The sequence below is a fragment of the Haloarcula limicola genome (assembly GCF_010119205.1).
In the GTDB taxonomy this organism is placed as follows: domain Archaea; phylum Halobacteriota; class Halobacteria; order Halobacteriales; family Haloarculaceae; genus Haloarcula; species Haloarcula limicola.
The window spans coordinates 880,281-899,573 of record NZ_WRXM01000001.1; the positions used below are offsets into that span (position 1 = coordinate 880,281).

Annotated in this window: 20 protein-coding genes and 1 pseudogene; 8 read left to right on the forward strand and 13 right to left on the reverse strand. The window is 67.4% G+C overall.

Annotation, left to right across the window (positions count from 1 at the left end; translation table 11 throughout):
- Positions 1 to 80 precede the first annotated feature (80 nt).
- Complete coding sequence (locus GO488_RS04560; RefSeq protein ID WP_162316610.1) at positions 81 to 1,763, forward strand: acyl-CoA mutase large subunit family protein; 1,683 nt, start codon at positions 81 to 83, stop codon at positions 1,761 to 1,763.
- 119 nt (positions 1,764 to 1,882) lie between these two features.
- Positions 1,883 to 2,275, forward strand: a complete 393-nt coding sequence (locus GO488_RS04565) for an SHOCT domain-containing protein (RefSeq protein WP_241692891.1) — start codon at positions 1,883 to 1,885, stop codon at positions 2,273 to 2,275.
- Here the strand turns inward: GO488_RS04565 and GO488_RS04570 are convergent, their stop codons facing one another.
- From GO488_RS04570 to GO488_RS04580, 3 genes are all read right to left on the reverse strand, one after another.
- On the reverse strand, positions 2,276 to 3,061 hold the full coding sequence (locus GO488_RS04570; RefSeq protein ID WP_162316611.1) for a sulfite exporter TauE/SafE family protein: 786 nt from the start codon (positions 3,059 to 3,061) through the stop codon (positions 2,276 to 2,278). It abuts the gene before it with no gap.
- A gap of 107 nt (positions 3,062 to 3,168) precedes the next feature.
- Positions 3,169 to 4,410, reverse strand: a complete 1,242-nt coding sequence (locus tag GO488_RS04575; protein ID WP_162316612.1) for an NRAMP family divalent metal transporter — start codon at positions 4,408 to 4,410, stop codon at positions 3,169 to 3,171.
- Between the two features lie 169 nt (positions 4,411 to 4,579).
- Positions 4,580 to 4,984 carry a universal stress protein gene (locus tag GO488_RS04580; protein ID WP_162316613.1) on the reverse strand — a complete coding sequence of 135 codons (405 nt, stop codon included), beginning with the start codon at positions 4,982 to 4,984 and terminating at the stop codon, positions 4,580 to 4,582.
- A 112-nt stretch (positions 4,985 to 5,096) separates the two neighbouring features.
- Between GO488_RS04580 and GO488_RS04585 the strand changes: the two genes are divergently transcribed.
- Both GO488_RS04585 and mce read left to right on the forward strand, forming a co-directional pair.
- On the forward strand, positions 5,097 to 6,404 hold the full coding sequence (locus GO488_RS04585; RefSeq protein ID WP_162316614.1) for a hypothetical protein: 1,308 nt from the start codon (positions 5,097 to 5,099) through the stop codon (positions 6,402 to 6,404).
- Between the two features lie 57 nt (positions 6,405 to 6,461).
- Positions 6,462 to 6,851 (forward strand): methylmalonyl-CoA epimerase, encoded by a 390-nt coding sequence (gene mce, locus GO488_RS04590; RefSeq protein WP_162316615.1) that lies wholly within the window; start codon positions 6,462 to 6,464, stop codon positions 6,849 to 6,851.
- Between the two features lie 27 nt (positions 6,852 to 6,878).
- Here the strand turns inward: mce and GO488_RS04595 are convergent, their stop codons facing one another.
- Together GO488_RS04595 and GO488_RS04600 are read right to left on the reverse strand one after the other, a co-directional pair.
- On the reverse strand, positions 6,879 to 8,141 hold the full coding sequence (locus GO488_RS04595; protein ID WP_162316616.1) for a sulfite oxidase: 1,263 nt from the start codon (positions 8,139 to 8,141) through the stop codon (positions 6,879 to 6,881).
- Between the two features lie 109 nt (positions 8,142 to 8,250).
- Positions 8,251 to 9,069: an NUDIX domain-containing protein gene (locus GO488_RS04600; protein WP_338401335.1), complete on the reverse strand. Its 819-nt coding sequence runs from the start codon at positions 9,067 to 9,069 to the stop codon at positions 8,251 to 8,253.
- 86 nt (positions 9,070 to 9,155) lie between these two features.
- Here GO488_RS04600 and GO488_RS04605 point away from each other — a divergent pair, with 86 nt between their 5' ends.
- Entirely contained in the window at positions 9,156 to 10,124 is a 969-nt protein-coding gene (locus tag GO488_RS04605) for a nucleotidyltransferase family protein (RefSeq protein WP_162316617.1), read from the forward strand.
- 53 nt (positions 10,125 to 10,177) lie between these two features.
- On the opposite strand, the pseudogene GO488_RS04610 reads toward GO488_RS04605, so the two are convergent.
- From GO488_RS04610 to GO488_RS04635, 6 genes and pseudogenes are all read right to left on the reverse strand, one after another.
- Positions 10,178 to 10,303: pseudogene (locus GO488_RS04610) on the reverse strand (Dph6-related ATP pyrophosphatase); the annotation flags it as partial.
- Positions 10,304 to 10,499: 196 nt separating this feature from the next.
- Entirely contained in the window at positions 10,500 to 11,219 is a 720-nt protein-coding gene (locus tag GO488_RS04615; protein WP_162316618.1) for a diphthine--ammonia ligase, read from the reverse strand.
- A gap of 35 nt (positions 11,220 to 11,254) precedes the next feature.
- Entirely contained in the window at positions 11,255 to 12,379 is a 1,125-nt protein-coding gene (locus tag GO488_RS04620; RefSeq protein WP_162316619.1) for a DUF373 family protein, read from the reverse strand.
- A gap of 48 nt (positions 12,380 to 12,427) precedes the next feature.
- Entirely contained in the window at positions 12,428 to 13,423 is a 996-nt protein-coding gene (sppA, locus tag GO488_RS04625; protein WP_162316620.1) for a signal peptide peptidase SppA, read from the reverse strand.
- A complete protein-coding gene (locus GO488_RS04630) occupies positions 13,423 to 14,163 on the reverse strand; it encodes a proteasome assembly chaperone family protein (protein ID WP_162316621.1) in 741 nt (246 codons plus the stop codon). The genes sppA and GO488_RS04630 overlap by 1 nt, the downstream gene beginning before the upstream one ends.
- A 125-nt stretch (positions 14,164 to 14,288) precedes the next feature.
- Positions 14,289 to 14,699 (reverse strand): DUF2267 domain-containing protein, encoded by a 411-nt coding sequence (locus tag GO488_RS04635; RefSeq protein ID WP_162316622.1) that lies wholly within the window; start codon positions 14,697 to 14,699, stop codon positions 14,289 to 14,291.
- A gap of 204 nt (positions 14,700 to 14,903) precedes the next feature.
- Between GO488_RS04635 and GO488_RS04640 the strand changes: the two genes are divergently transcribed.
- The 3 genes from GO488_RS04640 to GO488_RS04650 all read left to right on the forward strand — a co-directional run bounded on the left by GO488_RS04640 (position 14,904) and on the right by GO488_RS04650 (position 17,372).
- Positions 14,904 to 15,716, forward strand: a complete 813-nt coding sequence (locus tag GO488_RS04640; RefSeq protein WP_162316623.1) for a manganese catalase family protein — start codon at positions 14,904 to 14,906, stop codon at positions 15,714 to 15,716.
- Positions 15,717 to 15,960: 244 nt separating this feature from the next.
- Complete coding sequence (locus tag GO488_RS04645) at positions 15,961 to 16,869, forward strand: RsmB/NOP family class I SAM-dependent RNA methyltransferase (RefSeq protein ID WP_162316624.1); 909 nt, start codon at positions 15,961 to 15,963, stop codon at positions 16,867 to 16,869.
- Positions 16,866 to 17,372, forward strand: coding sequence for a DUF7122 family protein (locus GO488_RS04650; RefSeq protein WP_162316625.1), 507 nt, complete (start codon positions 16,866 to 16,868; stop codon positions 17,370 to 17,372). The genes GO488_RS04645 and GO488_RS04650 overlap by 4 nt, the downstream gene beginning before the upstream one ends.
- 28 nt (positions 17,373 to 17,400) lie before the next feature.
- Here GO488_RS04650 and GO488_RS04655 read toward each other — a convergent pair whose 3' ends face one another.
- Positions 17,401 to 17,610, reverse strand: a complete 210-nt coding sequence (locus GO488_RS04655; RefSeq protein ID WP_162316626.1) for a dodecin family protein — start codon at positions 17,608 to 17,610, stop codon at positions 17,401 to 17,403.
- A gap of 104 nt (positions 17,611 to 17,714) precedes the next feature.
- Positions 17,715 to 19,256 carry a DUF790 family protein gene (locus tag GO488_RS04660; RefSeq protein ID WP_162316627.1) on the reverse strand — a complete coding sequence of 514 codons (1,542 nt, stop codon included), beginning with the start codon at positions 19,254 to 19,256 and terminating at the stop codon, positions 17,715 to 17,717.
- Between the last annotated feature and the right edge of the window lie 37 nt (positions 19,257 to 19,293).

Here is a 19,293-nt window from a genome sequence, read left to right on the forward strand (position 1 = left end):
CCCTCGGCCGGCCCATTAATTCATGAACAATCGGGAAGGATTCGGGAACGCTTAAGCCGCCGCCGGTCCACGTCCCGGGCATGTTCGACCCCGACGAGCTGGACGAGATCCGCGAGGCGAAAGCCGAGTGGGAGGAGGAGGCGGTCCAGCCGACCGTCGACCGCTTCGGCGAGCGCAAGGAGACGTTCACGACGGATACCGCGGGGCACGAGGTAGACCGGCTGTACACGCCCGCCGACGTGGCCGACCTCGACTACGAGGAGGATCTCGGCTTCCCGGGAGAGGACCCATATACCCGCGGCGTCTATCCGACTGGGTATCGGGGCCGCCTGTGGACGATGCGTCAGTACGCCGGGATGGGCACCGCCGCCGAGACCAACGAGCGCTATCACTACCTGCTGGAGCAGGGCCAGACCGGGCTCTCGATGGCGTTCGACCTGCCGACCCAGATGGGGTACGACTCCGACGCGGCGATGGCTGCGGGCGAGGTCGGCAAAACCGGCGTCGCCATCGACTCGCTCGACGACATGGAGACCGTCTTCGACGGCATCCCCTTAGACGAGGTCTCGACCTCGATGACCATCAACGCGCCCGCGAGCGTCCTGCTGGCGATGTACATCGCCGTCGGCGACCGGCAGGGCGTCGACCGCGAGGAGCTGCGCGGGACCATCCAGAACGACGTGCTCAAGGAGTACATCGCCCGCAACACGTTCATCTACCCGCCGGAGCCGTCGATGCGGCTCATCACCGACATCTTCGAGTTCTGCGCGGCGGAGGTGCCGAACTTCAACACCATCTCCATCTCGGGCTATCACATCCGCGAGGCCGGCTCGACCGCTGCCCAGGAGATCGCGTTCACGCTCGGCGACGGCATCGAGTACGTCGAGGCCGCCATCGACGCCGGACTCGACGTGGACGAGTTCGCCCCCCAGCTCTCCTTTTTCTTCGCCTCCTACAACAACATCTTGGAGGAGGTGGCGAAGTTCCGCGCCGCACGCCGCCTCTGGGCGAAGATCATGGAGGAGCGCTTCGACGCCGAGAACCCCAAGTCGAAGCAGCTGAAGTTCCACACCCAGACCGCCGGGTCGACGCTGACCGCCCAGCAGATAGAGAACAACGTCGTCCGCGTCGCCTATCAGGCGCTTGCGGCGGTGCTCGGCGGCACGCAGAGCCTGCACACCAACGGGAAGGACGAGGCCATCGGCCTGCCGACCGAGGAGTCCGTTCGGACGGCGCTGCGGACCCAGCAGATCCTAGCCCACGAGTCGGGCGCGGCCGACACCATCGACCCGCTGGCCGGGAGCTACTACGTCGAGTCGCTGACCGACGAACTCGAGGCGGACGCCCGCGAACTCATCGGAGAGGTCGACGAGCGCGGCGGGATGCGACAGGCCATCGAGGACCAGTGGGTCCAGCGCCAGATTCAAGACGTCGCCTTCGAGCGCCAGCAGGAACAGGAGGACGGCGAGCGGATCATCGTCGGCGTCAACGAGTTCGAGGTCGAGGAGGAGGGCGAACAGGACATCGAGGAGGTGGACGAGGCCCTCGAAGAGACCCAGAAGGAGAACGTCGCGGCCGTTCGCGACGACCGGGACGAGGCGGCCGTCGAGGACGCGCTCGACTCCCTCCGGACGGCCGCCGAGGGCGAGGAGAACCTGATGCCCTATATCATCGACGCGGTGAAGACCTACGCGACGACCGGCGAGATCTGCGACGTGCTCCGGGACGTGTTCGGCGAGTACCAGCCCGGGTCGTCGCTGTAGGCTTTCGAATCCAAGGTTCGGCTCGGTTCTCGGTTCGTTCTGCCAACAGGAACGGCATTGAACGGGGAGCGCGTACGTTCACGTATGCCACGGAACTGCCACGAGAGAGGTGACCGACCGTGAGCGCGACGCGGAACGACGGCCGACTCGTCGCGCTGATTCTCCTCGCCCTCGGCGCGCTCGTCGTCCTGCCGGCCCTCCTGATGGGGTTCGGGATGCTCGGCGGCGGCATGATGTGGGGGAGCGGAATGTGGGGCGGTAGCGGCATGTGGGGCGGCGGGATGTGGGGCGGTAGCGGGACCGCGCCCGGCTGGATCTGGCTCGTCGGTCTCCTCGCACAGCTGCTGTTCCTCGCGGCGGTCGTCGGCGTGGGCTACCTCCTCTACCGGGCGCTCGTCGGCGGGGACCGGGCCGACCCGGCGCTGGCCGAACTCCGGCAGGCGTACGCCCGCGGCGACCTCAGCGACGAGGAGTACGAGCGGCGGCGCGAACGGTTGCGCGAGGAGGAGTAGTCACAGCGCGAGGTACGGCCCGACGAGCAACAGGACGCCGCCGAGCGCGACCTTCAGGCGGTTCGGGTCGACGAGGTGGGCGACGCGCCAGCCGACGAGGACGCCCGCGACGAGCGGGAGGCCGACGACGCCCGCCAGCGCGAGCGAGATCGTCCCCTGTGCGAGGTAGCCCAGCGAGGCGAACGCCGCGATAAAGATGGACTGGACCTGCGCGACGGCGATGGCGTACAGCATCGGTACGCCGACGAGGACGAGCGCGGGGACGGCCAGCACCGGGCCACCGACGCCGAGCAGGCCGCTGAACCCGCCGAGGACGAACCCGAGCGCGCCGAGCGCGAGTTTCCCCGACGCGGTCGTCTGATCGAACGTCGCAAGCGGCATGAAGCCGCGCCGCTCGCGGTAGAGGATGACGCCGCCGACGCCGCTCGCCAGACCGCCCAGCAGCAGGCCGAACATCCCGCGGGAGACGAACGCGTTCAGTCCGGCCCCGGCCAGCGCGCCGGCGACGCTGCTGACGCTCAAGACGACGGTCAGCGTCCGCGTCTCGCCGGTGGCGAGCTCGCCCGAGCGCACGTACGCGGCGGTGGCGACCAGCCCGGTCGCCACGAACGTCGCCTGCGCGGTGCCGGCGATGGTGCCCGGCGACAGGGGCGTCAGCGCGTACAGCGCGATGGTCAGGAAGATACCGCCGGGACCGATGGTCGTGATGCCGATGCCGGCGAAGAAGGCAATCGCGACTAAGAGTGCGACGAGCGCCGGCCCGACCGGGAGAGCGAAATCGAGCACGGCGGAACTCGGCCACTACCGCACATAAATTTACGGGACGAAAAATCAGCGCTGCGAACTGGCGTCCGCGAGCGAAAGCGGAGAGCGGTCGGACCGCGACCGCGGCCTCAGAGCCAACCGATGATCTGGTTGTAGAGGCCCTCGGCCGTCATCGCCGCGAGGACGAACATCAGGCCGACGATGATAGCGAAGCCGGCGCGCATCCACAGCGGGTGGTCGAAGAACTTCCGGTTCGCCATGTACAGCGCGAGCGCCGTGATGGGAAGGCCGATGAGCCCGTTGACCGCGGGCATCGTGATTCCCAGTTCCACCGGCGTAATCGCGGTGTACTCCAGCAGCAGGATGGCGAAGGCGACAGACATCACGACCAGCACCTCGACGGTCCGTCGGAACCGCTTGTCGCCGAACTTCGTGTCGTTGCCCCACGCCTGCGGGACCATGAATCCGGAACCGAACAGCGTCCCCGTCGCCGAGGAGAACGACGCGAGGAACACCGCGGTAACGAACACCGGGAGCGCCCACGGACCGACCGCGTTGACCAGCGGCTCCGCGGGACTGGTAAGCGTCGGCGTGTGCGGGTCGAGCGTCAGCGCCGAGACGGCGATGACGGACATGCTCAGCAGGACGACGAACGCGATGCCGACGAAGTTGTCCTTGCGGTAGTAGGACATGTCCGTCCAACCCTTCTCGGGCCCCATCGACGACTGGATGAAGAAGTTGGGGTAGTAGACGGTGGTCCCGAACAGCCCGACGACCGTCGCCAGATAGCCGAGGTCGGTCGTGAGCATCGGGATGAGCCCCGAAGTGACCTTCCCGATAGGGAGGTCGAGTCCGAGCATCAGGACGATGTAGATGGTGAAGACCGTCAGGATGAGGACGGCGATGGCCGCTTCGACGCGTTCGTAGAGACGCATCTCCACGAGCGCGATGCCGACCCCCGCAGTCAGGATGATGCCGAGATAGATGTTATCGAGCGGCGTCAACCAGGCGAGGGCCGCACCACCGACGGCGAAGTTCGATATCGCCCAGAAGTGCATGATGAAGGCGATGAGTACGGACAGCGCCTTCCCGCCGGTCGTACCGATCGTCTCCCTGATGTACTTCATCAGGGGTTCGTCGATCGTGGCGAGTCGCCCCGACATCTCTCGCATGCCGAGGTCGACCAAGAGCGCCAGCGGCATGGTCCACAGAAGCGTGAAACCGAATTGCGCCCCCGTGTTCGAAAGGATATACACTGACCCCGCACCGAATACGTTCGCAGAAAACAGCAGTCCGAGCCCGTACGCCTTGATGAATTTCCGTGGCCCCTCCAGCGGAAGCCACGAACTCACTTCGTATTGCGAACTCATCTATGCGACCTCCCCTCACGCGGATTTGCTTGAATCATCTAACGCTATCTTCACCATTGGTGATGTATCCTCAAGGGGAGACTGCTTGCATTGTCAGAGAGCGTTTCAGTCCCGCCTCTATCGCTTCCGCGCCTGGAGAATACGTATCAGCAGTACGACCACTGTATCGCTACGAGACGATGCGAACGGGGACAGACGCGTTCTCGGCCACCGACTCGGAGACGCTTCCGAACAGCAGTCGCGACAGCTTCGAACGGTCGTCCGTCCCCACGACGATAGCGTCGATATCGTGCTCCTCGGCGTACTCGACGATCTCCGGGGCCGGGAGGCCGGGCTCGACGACCGCCTCGACGCGCTCTGACGTCACGTCCGGTTCGGGTCGAGTCAGGAGCCCGTCCGTCGCGTCGGCGTTCGTATCCAGCGGGGCGTCCGAGCGGGCGACCCCCTCCTCGGAGACCGGTTCGACGACCCTGAGTAGGACCACCGTCGCCTCGGGATACAGTTCCAGCGCGCGCTCGACGCCTCGGTTCGCGCAGGGCGACCCGTCGAAGGGAACGAGGATACGATCGGCCATACGTGCTATACGGTCTCACGATACGTTAACCCCGTAGCTTGCAAGTCGTGCTCGCTGTGGCATTTGAAGGCCACAACCCTTTCCCGTCCGCCCGACTAGCACGCATATTACGATGGCACGGCGTTCACGGATCGTCAGGCTCGCACTGTTACTCCCGCTGCTCGCGCTCACAGCGGTCGTCGCCGAAGTCGTCTCGTATCTCTCGCTGAAGCGCTACGGCGAGGGGATCGACGGAATGCCGACGGTCGCCTGGGAGGAGTTCCCGGAGATCGACCGCGAACTGCTCGGGAAGTTCAGTAGCTTTGACCCCGAACTGGGTTGGTGTCCCAAGGCCGGAGTGAAGAAACAGAAGGACACGGGCGACCACCTCCCCGGCGAGGAGGTCGAACACGTCGTCACGTACTCGATGGACGAGTACGGCAGCCGCACCTGCGTCAACGACCGCGACCCGGACAACGACCCCACTATCTCGACGTACGGGGACTCGTACTGTTTCTGCCGGGAGGTCGACGACGACGAGACGTTCCAGAACTACCTCGCTCGCCGCCTCGACACGCACGTCGCCAACTACGGGGCGGGCAACTACGGCCTCGATCAGGCGCTGCTCCGACTGAAACGGCAGTACGACGAGGACCCGACCGACTACGTGGTGATGACGGTCACGGCCTCCTCGATCGGGCGCATCCTGAGCGTCTGGAAGCACTACCAGGAGTTCGGTAACGTCCTCGCGGTGAAGCCGCGCTACGAGCTCGACAACGACGGCGAACTCGAACTCGTCGAGAGCCCCATCGACAAGAAGGAGGACCTACTCGACATCGAGTCGCACGCGTCGTTCCTCAGAGAACACGACTACCACTACGAACACTGGTTCAAGCCCCACAATCCGTCGTTCCCGTACTCCGAGGACTTCCTCGGCGAACCGGAGAACGTCCGGTACGCGATCTACGCGACGCTGCAACAGCTCGAACGGCGGTACGAGCGGTCGATCCCCGGCATCGACACCGCGGAACGGCTCCGGGAGACCGAGGTCCGGATGGAACAGCCCCGGGCGGCGTACCACGACCGGCTGTTCGACGAACACGACGAGCTCTTCCGCGCGCTCGTCGGCGAGTTCGTCTCCTTCGCCGAGGAGAAGGAGTTCACGCCCGTCTTCGCGATGGTCCAGCAGCACCGATACACGCAGTACGAGAAGGAACACGGCGCGGTCTACGGCGACTTACTCGACCGGCTCGACGAGGAGTTCGACGCGCTCCAGACAATCGACGTGGCACAGCACCTCAGCACGGACGACACCGAGTCGCTGTACGTCCAGCGGGGCGAGGGCGGCCACTACAGCCCCGAGACGAACGAGCGGATCGCCGAACTGCTGGACGAGGAACTGTTCGGGACGGAGCAGGAATCGCCCCAGCCCGCGGACTGAGCCCCTCGCAGAGCAACCGCTCCGAGAATTAAGTGGGTCGCCGTCGAACCGCCGCTCATGCAGTTCGACCACGCCGGCGTCGCCACGGACGACGCCGACGCGCTCGCAGCGCTCTACGAGACCGCCTTCGACGCATCGGTCGCTCACGAGGAGACGTTCGACGGGCTGCGCGTGACGTTTCTGGATCTGGGCAACGGTTACTTCGAGTTGCTGGAGCCGCTCCCCGACGCCGAGGGGGCGATCCCGCGGTACCTCGACGCCAACGGGCCGGGACTCCATCACGTCGCCCTCGAGACCGACGACATCGAGGCGGCGCTGTCTGCCGCCCGAGACGCCGGCGTCGAGCTGATCGACGAGACGCCGCGCCCCGGCGCGTGGGGTCACGAGGTCGCTTTCTGTCACCCGAAGTCCACGGGCGGCGTATTGGTGGAGTTCGTCGAGCACTGAGTCACCCGACGCGGCTCGTCCGCCCGGTCACTCGACCACCGGGTCCTCGGCGTCGGCGACGGTCACGTCCACGCCGTTCGGGCGGTAGGCGTTCGCGGCGTAGCCGCCCTCGTTCCACGGGAACTCGTCGTGTTCGAGCGCGTCGTGCCACGACTCCGGCCCGGAGATGGTGGCCGGCTGACGGCGGCCCCGGTCGTCGCTCGCGCGCGAGAGCAGTTCGTGCGTGCCCGATTCCGCCGCCCACTCGTAGCGGAACAGCCGCCACGCCCCGGCGTAGTCGGGACCGAACAGTTCCGCGTCGCGCCAGCTCTCGCCGCCGTCGGTGGACACCTCGACGCCCGCGACCGAGTCGTCGCCCGCCCACGCGACGCCGCGCACCTCGACGGTGCCGTCCGACCGGGGCGTGACCGTCGACTCGCCGTCGGGCGACCCGATGACCGACATCACGGTCGTATCGAAGGTGTACGGGGATTCGACGCCACCTTCGAGTTGCGCCCACGTGTCGACCGTCTCGACCGTCTCGTGCACCTCGGGCTCGACGCCGCGCGGGTGGATGCGGTAGGCCTCCTGCTGCCAGAACGAGTGCTCGCCCGGTCGGTCGAGCGTCCCCTCGGTCACCATCGAGTCCATGACGCGCAGCTCTTCGACCCACTTGACGTTGTTGACGCCGTACCAACCGGGGACGATGAGGCGAACCGGGAAACCGTGCTCTCGCGGCAGCGGCCGGCCGTTCATCCCGTAGGCGAGGATGCAGTCGTCGAGGGCCTTCGAGAGCGGGATCGAGCGGGCGAAGACGTCCTCTCCGTCGGAGGGGTCGCCACCGATCGCGGTGAGCCACTCGCCGTCGGCCGACGTGATCCCGCGTTCGCGCAGGACCGAGCTGACAGGCGTCCCCGTCCAGAACGCGGTGGCGGCGGCCTCGAAGCCCCACTGGACGCTCCCCGTCTGGGGACGGTGTTGCCCGCGGCCGTTGCCGGCGCACTCCATCGTGTGTGCGACCGCCACCGTCGGGAACTCGTCCCTGATCGCTTCCATCGAGAGCGTCCCCTCGGCATCGCCGGTCAGCGAGACGGTCCAGGTGTCTTCGTCGGCATTAGGAATGTCGTTTCGGTGACAGACGAAGTGCTCCTCGATCGGCGTCAGCCAGTTCGCGAACGTCTCCCGACCGGCCGCACCGACGACGGTGTACTTGTCGGCGTCGTCGCGCGTCTCTCTGACGCCGTCGCCCTTCGCTTCCAGGATCGCCGCGATCTCCTCGTGGCGGCTCTTCCGGGGTTTCTCTGTGGCCATAGCTATCGTTTCACATGGGTAGGGGATAATAATTCGGCCGGCGCGTCGTCTCTCGGCTCGCGGCGATGCGGGCGGTCCCCCCCACGAGCGGCGTTGGTCGAACGCGGCGTTAGGCCGGTTCGGCGTCCTCGTCGGCCCGTTCGGCCTCGTCCGGTAACTCCTCGGAGCGGTCGCGCTCGTCTAAGAACCGCTCCCAGAGCTGTCTCGCGCCCTCGGTCATCCGCTCGGGCGGTTCGGCGAACCACGCCGCCCCGACCAGTTCCGATTCGTCGACCTCGATAGCGCCGCTCGCGTACGTCGCTCGGAAGTAGACGTCGAGCGTGTGGACCGACCCCTGCGCGTCCGTCTCGGGGTAGTACTTGCGGTGGAACACCTCTTCGACGCCGTCGATGGTACAGCGGATGTTCGTCTGTTCGTTCGCGCGCCGGAGCGTGGTCCCCTGCATCGACTCGTACTGCATCTTCTCGCCGCCGCCGGGCAGCGCCCACACGTCGGCCCCGCGGCCCAGCACCATCAGCACGCGGTCGCGGGTGTCGCCGCCGGCGTGCGCCGGGATGTTCTCGCTCAGCTCGGGCAGGTCCTCGCCGTCGCGGACGATGAACACGACGCTGTTGCCGTCGTACCCGGTGTTGTTCGTCGCGGTGAACACCTCGGTGTAGTCGGCCGGCGACAGTTCGAACGTCTCCTCGGTCACCGGCAACTCGCCGTACATCGCGCGGAGGTCGTCGAGCTTCCGCTCGACGTTGATCTCGTTCATCTTGTCGAGGACGTTCTCCTCGGTCTCTTCGGTTCCCTCGGCCCCTCCGGCGGTCTCGGCGTCGGGATCGTCGAGTTCCGCCTCGTCGACGGCGTCTACTTCCAGTTCGTCCCCCGTCGCATCTGCCGGTTCGTCTCCCCCCACGTCGTTCGCACTGTCATCCCCAGTCATACGTGTGAGGTTCCCGCGGACACCGATAAATGACGCGGTGCCGAGAGATGAAAAGGGACTTGTCGATTCGAGGAGTCGGTGCCGGTATGAAAGCGATCGTCCTCGCAGGCGGGTACGCGACTCGACTCTGGCCCGTGACGAAACAGCGGCCCAAGATGCTCCTCCCCATCGGCGACTCGACGGTCATCGACCGCATCCTCCGAGATTTAGAGACCGACGACCGCATCACCGACATCTTCGTCAGCACGAACGAGCGGTTCGCCGAGGACTTCCGCGACCACCTCTCGGCGAGTTCCTACGACAAGGTTGACCTGACCATCGAGGAGACGACCGAAGAGGACGAGAAGTTCGGTGTCGTCGGCGCGCTGGCTCAACTGGTCGACCGCGAGGAACTCGGCGACGAGGACCTGTTGGTCGTCGCCGGCGACAACCTCATCAGCTTCGACATCGCCGACTTCCTCGACCGGTTCGAGTCCCACGGCGACCCGACGCTCGCGGCCTACGATGTCGGCTCGCTGGAGAAGGCGAAGTCCTACGGGCTCATCGAGACCGACGGCGACGAGGTCGTCGACTTTCAGGAGAAGCCCGAGAACCCCAAGAGCACGCTCGTCTCCATCGCTTGCTACGCGTTCCCGTCCGAATCCATCCGGTTCGACGAGTACCTCTCGGGCGGTAACAACCCCGACGAACCGGGCTGGTTCATCCAGTGGCTGGTCGAGAACGGGCCGGTCCGCTCCTTCACCTTCGACGAGGCGTGGTACGACATCGGCACCCCCGAGAGCTACCTCGAAGCCGTCGCCTGGGAACTCGAAGGCGAGAACCTCGTCGCCGAGGACGCGAGCGTCGAGAACACGACGCTCGGCGAGAACGTCCACGTCCTCTCGGGTGCGGAAGTCGTCAACTCCAGTCTGGACAACAGCGTCGTCTTCCAGAACGCGACTATCGTCGACGCCGACATCCGCAACTCGATCATCGACAAGGACACTCACATCGAGAGTCTGGATCTCGCCGGCGCGCTCATCGGCGCGCACACGCAGTTGACGAACGGGAACTGAGCGCTCCTTCTCGGCGACCCCCTCGGACGTCTCTCACTCGCGGTCGGTTCGGTTCACTCCAGCCACGCGCCCGTGACCTGAATTGTCCCGCGCGTTCCGTCCCACTCCGTCTCGTACTCCAGTTCGATACGTCGGTCCATATGCGGCCCGTCGGTCACCAGCGTCTCGAACTCCCCGCCGTACCTTTTTCTTCGTCGGGTTTCCTCGTTCGCTTCGTCTCGCGGCTACGCCGCTCGTCTCGCTCGCTGCGGGAACCACTCCTCGAAAAATCTACGCTAAAAAGCCGGCCACTCGTTCGTTCCGGTTCACGGCTTCGCCGTTCACCATTCGAGGTCGCTCCGCGACCTCGCTTCACTCACTCGCGGCCGGTTCGGTTCACTCCAGCCACGCGTCCGTGACCTGAATCGTCCCGCGCGTTCCGTCCCACTCCGTCTCGTACTCCAGTTCGATACGTCGATCCATGTGCGGCCCGTCGGTCACCAGCGTCTCGAACTCCCCTCCTTCGCCGAGGATGTGGACGCCGTACTCCTCGTGGAGTTCCTCGAGTTCGTCCAGCGCGTCGGCGTCGAGACGGCGGCCGAGCCACGATTCGTCGAGACCGTAGGCGGCGACGCGGATGATTCTGATCTCGAAGCCGGCGTCGAGCATCGCGTCGGCGAGGTCGCGGGGGTTCTCTTGCCAGAGCGGGGCGAAGACGTTCGCCTCCAGCCGCTCGGCCATCGCCTCGATGCGGGTGGTCTGGTACTCGCTCTCGACCGCGCCGGCGGTGACGCCGCCGACGCCGTCGGGCAGTTCCGCGTCGAGTTCGCGCAGGGCGGCCTCCAGTGGTTCGAGTTCCTCGTCGCCCTGCCGCCCGGAGTCGACGGCCTCGGCCGCTTCGAAGTCGTCGGGTTCGACTTCCAGCAGCGGGACGCCGATGCTCTCGGCGGCCAGCGACGCCAGCCGGGTCGCCGGGACGTGATACATGTACGAGTCGCCCTCGGGGTGGACCGTCACCAGTCGCTCGACGGCGTAGCCGCGTTCGAGCGCGCGATAGAGCGCCCACGAGGAGTCCTTGCCGCCGGAGAACAGCGACACCCACGCGCCGTCTGTCATGTCCGGGGGTATCCCGGCCGGGCGTAAATCGCTGTCTATTCCACCAGTTCCCCCTCGATGTCGGTCTTGCTGACGTAGGCGGCGACCCGGACGCCGACGAGGCTGATGAGGATGCCCGCGAGGATGAACAGCGCGAGGCGGGTGCCCGCCTCCATGGCGAAGCCGTTGATCTCGACGACGCCGAAGTCCATCGGCGGGACGCGGAACGGTCCGAACACGCTCGCGCGTTCGAGGAAGTACGCCGAGAAGCCGCGGACGACCAGCCCGACCGCCACCGCGCCGAACGGGAGGTTGACGTACGCGCTGCGGACCCCCTCGCGTTCGAGGAGTTCGTCGAGCAGCCGGCCCAGCGAGGCCGCGAGCGCCGCCGCGGTGAGCCACGGGACGCTCTCGAAGAGGAAGCGGTTGGCGAGGAGGAACGGACTCGAGGAATCGATGGGCGAGATCTCCAGCGCGCCGGCGAACATGCCGACGACGGAGAGGCCGGCGGCGACGACGTACGTCACGAGCGACACCTGGCCGGAGTAGAGCGCCTCGCGGGTCTGACTCGGCAGCCGCGAGAGGTAGGCGTCGATCCCGAGTCCCTTGTAGATGAGGAAGACGCCGAAGGCGGCGGCGATGGCCCCGACGGCGATGGTGGTGCTGTCCAAGACGATGAGCAACAGCGGGAACGCCAGCATGGCGAGACCGATGGGGACGAGGACCGTCTTGCGCAGTTCCTCGTCGGCGAGGAACTGCTTGAGCAGGTAGTACGTCGACTCGATGTCGCGGGCCTGTCGGACGACGACCCGGTCGACGGCGTCGACGCGGACCCGGCTCTCGACGATGGGGACCAGCCGCTCGTCCTCGGCGCTGTCGACGACGACGACGGCGGAGTCGGGCTCGTACTCGGCGACGATCGACTCCGTCTGGGCGGCGATCTTCCGGTCGGAGCCGACGGCGTCGCTCCCGCCGCCGACGACGGCGACGACCGGGTCGTCACCGCTCGCTTCGAGGTCCGCTGCCACCCGAAGCCCCTCCAGCAGGCAGTTGACGCGGCTGTCTTCGGGATCTTCGACCCCCGTCTCCGTTATCATCGACTCGACGGCGTGCCGCCCGACGACCGGGTACTCGTCCGCGACCGGGCTGTTCCGGTCGATACACACCACCAACGTGGTCACACCGAGTGTGAGTACGCCCCGAGATAAAAACCCTCGCGCCGGCGTCGGCTACTTCCGGAAGGAGAGGCCGTCGACGTCGCCCTCCGCCGCGTCGGTGATGCCAGCCCCGAGCGCGAAGGCGACCTGCTGTGCACCCCCGCGGAGCCGCTCCATGACGCCGCGGTCGGCCTCGAACTCGGCGACGGTGACCGGCTCCCCGATGAGGTGTTCAAGGCGGTCCTCGACGTCCTCTCGGGTCCCGATGTCGTCGACGAGCCCCAGTTCGTCGGCCTCGCTCCCGAGGTAAACGCGGGCCTCGGTCTCCCTGACGAGTTCGTCGTCGATGCCCCGGCCCTCCGCGACCGTCTCGACGAACTGGTCGTAGTAGTCGTCGATGAGCCCCTGGAGGTACGCCCGCTCGTCCTCGGTCATCTCCTTCAGGGGCGTTCCGGCGTCCTTGTACTTCCCGGCGGTGAACTGCTCGTAGTCGAGGCCGAGGCGGTCGCCGAGGTCCTTGGCGTTGACCCGCGACCCGATGACGCCGATGGAGCCGACGATAGAGCCCTCGCGGGCGTAGAGCTCGTCACAGCCGGCGGCGATGTCGTAGCCGCCGCTGGCACAGACGTCCGTGGCGTACGCGATGGTCGGCCCGTCGAAGCGCTCGGCGGCCAGTCGGATGTCCTCGCTCGGGACGATCTCGCCGCCGGGCGTGTTGAGCTTCACGAGCAGCGCCTCCGCGCCGCGGTCGTCGTCCGCGCTCTCTATCTGTTCGACCACGTCGTCGGCGCTGGTCCCGGTGGGCGAGCTGATGGCTCCGCCGCCGCCGTCGCGGGTTATCGGCCCCTCGACGGCGACTTCGGCGACGTTGTGCGAGGGGATCAGCGACCCGGCGACGTTGCCCGCGATACGCACCGCGAGGAGGGTGGCGACGAGTGCCAACACGACCCCGAGCAGCTGCGCGAGGTCGTCGGGAACCGTCACGAAGAGGAACCAGCCGACGACGAGGGCGACCACTGCGGCGACGAGGACGACCGCCAGCCGCGCGACTGACTCTGCCTCGACCATTACTGGTACATCCCCAGCGGTCGGGCGCTCGTGCTCTCCTCTTCCTCGGCGTTCTGCATCTGCTTCGCCAGCCGCTCCTTGGCCTCGCCGATCTCCTCGGCCTGCTCGACCAGCGCCTCGGTGTCGACCTCGAACTCACCGAGCGGGCCGATACCGGTGTTCAAGAGCGCTCTCGCGGCTTCCGGGTCGGGGAACTGCGGGTCCGCCTCGACGACGAGGCCGACGCCGGTCATCCCGATCCGCTGGGCTTCGTGGACGAGCGCGCCCGTCGGGCCGGTCACCGCCCCGGACTCGGTGGGCGCGCCGATATCGGCCTCTTCGAGCAGCGTCTCGCCGTCGCCGGTGGCGATACCGTACACCTCGGGGACGTCGTCCTTCTCGGCGGGCATCCCGCTGAGGAAGATCGGCGTCAGACCCTGGCTATCGAACCAGCCGACGAGGCAACTGGCGAACTCGTCGGCGGCCGACGGCGAGACCGGCGCGTCGCTCTGGAGGACGAGCAGGTCCCGCTCGGCGTCGGCGTAGACACGCACCGGAGCCCTGACCGTCGGGTCGCCCTCCGCGTACACCGCGATCTCCGGCAGCCCCTCGCAGAGCACGCTGGCGTAGTGCTCCATGTCGTAGCTGTCGACGAGGTGGTCGGCGGCGATCTTCCCGACGAGACCGACGCCGGGCAACCCCTCCACGAGCGTGGGGTCCTCGAACTCGATGCCCTCTCGGTGGACCTGTACCTGAGCCATGTCTCGACAGAGGGTCGCAGACGGCTTGAAAGGCGGGGCTACCGAGCGCTGCTCGCCCTGTCGAGAACCGGGCGGCCGGACGGTAGCGAGAGAGGCGAGGCGTCGACGGCCGGGAGTCGCGGCGGTTACACCTGGCCTTCGGTCATGTCTACCGGTTCGAACAGCGGGTCGAACTCGTCGGGGAGCTGCTCGCGCGCGTCGTCGAGTTCGCCGCCGCTGACGGCCTCGCCCAGCACTTCGAGCACGGCCTGGGCGTGTTCGTCGCCGTCGGGGTCGTCGAGCGTCCCGAGATCCGCCTCGCGCGTCTCGACGCGGTCGGTGAACTCCGCGGCGGAGAACTCCTCGGCTTCGGCCGGCCCCGCGGTGAGGCTATCGGCCAGCCGCCGCGGGAGCTGCGAGGCGATGTCCTCGGCCTCACCTCGGACGATACGGTCGCTCAGCGTCCGGAGCGTCGCGTCCGCGACGACGTGCGCTTCGGTGTCCGATTCGACGTCCGTGCGCCGCTCGACGGCGGCGAGGAATTCGTGCTCGTTCATCGCGAATCCGGGCGCAAAAACGGCCCACCGGGGTTATCGGCGTCGGGATGTTGAACCTGCGGCCTGAATATACGTCCGCGCCGAGCGGTCCCGCGGCATTCGGGACGGTCCGCCGGCCGCCGCCAGCGCGACGAACGGAGAGAATCCGCCGCACGCAGTCGCAGGCAAGCGGCTCTTTCACACCCGCGCCCTACCGACCATGCCGTGTTCTACCACGACGACGAACTCCAGTTCGAGGTCGAAGTTGAGGACCCCAACCCCCGCTTTGCGAAGATGCTCCAGCAGGCCATCGGCGGGGCCGAAGGCGAGATGCGCGTCGCGCTCCAGTACATGTTCCAGGCGTTCGCGGTCCCCGCCGAGAAACAGGAGATCCGGCAGTTCCTGATGGAGACCGCCACCGAGGAACTGGGTCACATCGAGATGCTCGCGACCGCCGTCTCGAAGAACCTCGAAGGGGCGTCCGACGAGGCACGCGAGGCCGCCCGCGAGGACGCCGTCATCGACGAGATGATGCGCTCGGGCCAGCCCCGACAGGCCCTCTCCGCGGGACTGCACGCGATGCCCGTCGACAGTAACGGCGCGCCGTTCACCGGCAACTACGTCGTCGCCTCGGGCAACCTCGCCGCCGACCTCTACGCTAACGTGATGGCCGAATCGACCGGCCGACTCCTCGCCACGCGGCTCTACGAGTTCACCGACGACCCCGGCATGAAGGACATGCTCGAGTACCTCATCGCCCGGGACACCATGCACCAGAACCAGTGGCACGCCGCCCTCGAAGCGCTCGGCGAGCACCGTCCGGTCCCCAACAGCTTCGACCAGTCGAAGGAGAACCAGGAGTACAACTACACGTTCATGTCGACCGCCCGCGAGGAACGCGAGGACCCTCAGCAACCGTGGACGCAGGGCGAAGCGCCCGACGGCAACGGCGACTTCAGCTACTCGCCCCGCCAGCCCGGCGGCGGCAACCCCGACCTCGACGAGATGATCGACGAGATGCACAACGAAGTGAAGTAATCGGTTCACCGACGGCGAGGCATCGCCGAGTCGTCGACCTTTTTCATCGCCGGGAGAGCGAAGCTCAGGCCGCGGGCAAAAGGCAGGGCTAGAGCATACCGCGAGCGAAGCGAGCGGTTTCACGCGAATCGCTCCGCGATTCGCGCCTTTTTCGTCGACGTTTTTCGAGGAGTGGTCGCCGCAGGCGACCCGACGAAGAAAAAGGTCGAAAGCCACAAACGCACCCCCGTCGAACGCCGGGCCAATGGAGCCAATCGAACGGTATCGGCCCATCGTCGACGACTGGGAGGCGTTCCGGGCGGCCTGTGAGCGCCCGCTCCCGTCGGCGGTTCGGGTCAACACCGTCAAGGCCACCGTCGAGCGGGTTCGGACGGTTCTGGACGAGGCCGGGGTCGCCCACGAACCCGTCGGCTGGCACGACCTGCTGTTCGTCCTCCCCGAGGACTCGCCGGGGAACAACTGGCCGTACTTCCACGGCTGGATCCACGGCCAGGAGGAGGTATCGGCGGTCCCGGCCACCGTCCTCGACCCCGAACCCGGTGAGCGGGTCTGGGACGCCTGCGCCGCGCCGGGGACGAAGACGACGCAACTGGCCGCACAGATGGGCGATACGGGCGAGGTGGTGGCGACCGACAACAACCTCGGGCGCATCTCGGCGCTGCGGAGCAACGCCGAGCGGCTGGGCGCGACCAGCGTCGCGGTCACGCACGAGGACGGCCGCAACCACTCGCTGAAGCCCTTCGGTGGCGAAAGTTACGACCGCGCGCTGGTGGACGTGCCCTGTTCCTGCGAGGGGACTATCCGGAAGAACCCCGACGCCTTCGACGACTGGTCGCTCTCGCACGTCGAGGGCATCGCCGGCGTCCAGAAAGCCATTCTTACCCGCGCGGTACAGGTGACCGACCCCGGCGGCACGGTCGTCTACTCGACGTGTACGTTCGCCCCCGAGGAGAACGAGGCCGTCCTCGACCACGTTCTGAGCGAGGAGGAATGCGAACTCGTCGAGTACGACCTGCCGCTCACCCACCGCGAGGGCGTCACCGAGTGGCAGGATGAGTCGTTCGACCCGAGCGTGACGAGGGCGAAGCGAATCTATCCGCACCACAACGACACGGGCGGGTTCTTCTGTGCGAAGCTGGAGGTGACGGGATGAGCAACGACAGCACGCGGTTCACGCGGCTGCCCGAGACCGCCGCCGAGCGGGAGGACGAGGAGCGGGCGACGCGCGAGGAAGTGCTCGCGTTCTGGAACGAACGGTTCGGCGTCGACCCCGAGACGTTCGCCGACCACACGTTCTGGGAGCTGGGCGCCGGCAAGATATGGATATATCGCGGCGACCCGCCGTCACCGGTGGAGATCGAGGGCCTCGGGATGACCTTCCTCCGGACGCGACAGGAACACTGGAAGCCGACGCTGGAGGCGGTCCAGCGCTTCGGCCACCGCGCGAGGCAGAACGTCGTCCACCTCACCGACGAGCAGGCCAGGCGCTTCGTCGCCGGCGAGGACCAAGAACTCGACTGGGAGGGCGACTGGGGGTATCTGGTCGTCACGCACGACCTCGCCGGAGCGGCGGAGCCCGTCGGCGTCGGCCTGTTCGTCTACGGGGAGTTGCGCTCGCAGGTGCCGAAGGGCCGCCGCCGGGACCTCGATGCCTGAGCGGTCTCGCCGATTACAGCCGCGACGGTCACTGCTGTTCGTGGACCGGGAACGCCACCTCGACCGTGGTCTTGTACTCCGTGATCTGTCCGTTCTCGACGTTGGCCGTCCAGTCCTCGACCTCGATCCCGTGGATGTCGTCGATGGTCTCGCTGGCCTGTGCGACCGCCTCACGGGCCGCGTCCTCCCAGGACTCCTCGGACGTGCCCAGTACCTTGACTATCTTGACTGCCGTCATAGCGGTTGCGCTACCGCGGGAACGTCGATAACTATGCGTCGGCTATCGCCGTTTGCGGGGAGTAGGATGGGAGTACGGACTCGCCGGACGGCGTTCGATCTCCCTTACTCGCGCTCTCTGATCGTTCCGCCGCTCAGCCCCTCCCACTCGACGCGGTAGCCCAGTCGAGAGAGCACCGCGCTGGCGTCGTCGATGCCGTACGGCTCCAGCGCCGCTTCGACAACCGACAGCGAGACGCCGGCCTCGATATCGTCCGCGACGGCGGAGAGTACCGACGGGCGGACGAGCGTGCGCCCCACCAGTTCGTGGTCGGGAAACGACTTCTCGGCGAGGGCGTCCTCGCTGACGCCGAGTTCGTCGGCGAGGGCGGACAGCGAGATCGCGTCGGCGTCGGGTCGCAGTTCGTCGGGGATGTCGGCGGCGCTCTCGGCGACCAGTTCGGCCTCGTAGGGGCGGAGCGCGTCGCGGACGTCCTTGACGCTGACCGTCCCGGAGTACGGGACGACGCGGTGGTCCTGCGCTTCCAACGTCTCGCCGACGCCCAGCGACTCGTCGACGGCGACGACCATCTCCACGTCCTCCAGCCTGGCGAGCCTGTCGAGCTTCTTCTGTACGTACTCCGGCGTCCAGAACCCCATCACCTCGAAGAAGACGCGGAACGGCGCGTCGCCGTCGCTCGTGTCTCTAACCTCGCTCGTCCCGCCGGGTCGCCACTCGAAGGCGAAGTCGGGGACGACGACGTGCTCGCCGGCGGCGAGCGGTTCTGGCTCGCGGACGAGCCCCCAGTCGAGGGAGAGCGCCGAGAAGCGGGCGGCGAAGTCGGCTTCGACGCCGCTGTCGTAGGTCACGTCGGTCACGGGTTCGACGCCGGGAACGGACACGTCGCCCTGTGAGAGATGGAGTTCGCGGTCGGTTCCCCGGTCGTCGATGGTCGCCGTCAGCTCCCACTCGGACGCGCCGGCGACCGTCCGGAGCAGGCGGGCGAACCGCGTCCCGTACCGCCGCGTGTTCGAGAACAGCGCGTCCGGGCCGGTGACGACCACCTCTCGGCCGTCCGACGTCTTCCGGACCTCGTACATCAGCCGGAGTCGCTTGACCGCCGAGACGAGCGTCGTCGGATCCGACGAGCGGACCCTGACCTCGGTGGCGTCGAACAGCGCCGTCTGCGCCAGCGAGAGGTTGTACTGCACCCGGAGTTCGGCGGGCGACCAGCGCGAATCGACGGCCGCAAGCACCTGCCGGTCGTCTAGGTCGGCGTACAGCGACGACTCGACCGCGTCCCGTTCGACGCCGAGTCTATCGGCCGCCCGGTCGAGCGCCGCCGCTCGTTCGCTCTCGGAGACGACGCCGACGGCTTCGGCGGCCTCGAACGCCCGTTTCCGAGCGCGCCGGGGTGGCACGTCGGCCCGCGTCTCGAAGGTCGCCTCGCGGTCGACGAGCTTGGCGAACCCGCGGACGAGTTTGAAGTCCTCGGCCTCGCCTTCGAGGTCGGTCAGGGCGGCCTGCAACGCCGCGCGCGTCTCGCCGACGTGGCCCTGATATACGCCGAGGACGCGGGCCGCGAGGCGCTCGTCCCCCTCGTCGGCGAACCGGGGGTGGTAGCCGCCGCCGGCCCGGGAGACGCGGAGCAGATCCTTCGTCAGCACGACTGCCCCTCCGACGGGGACGGTCAAAAGTCCCGCG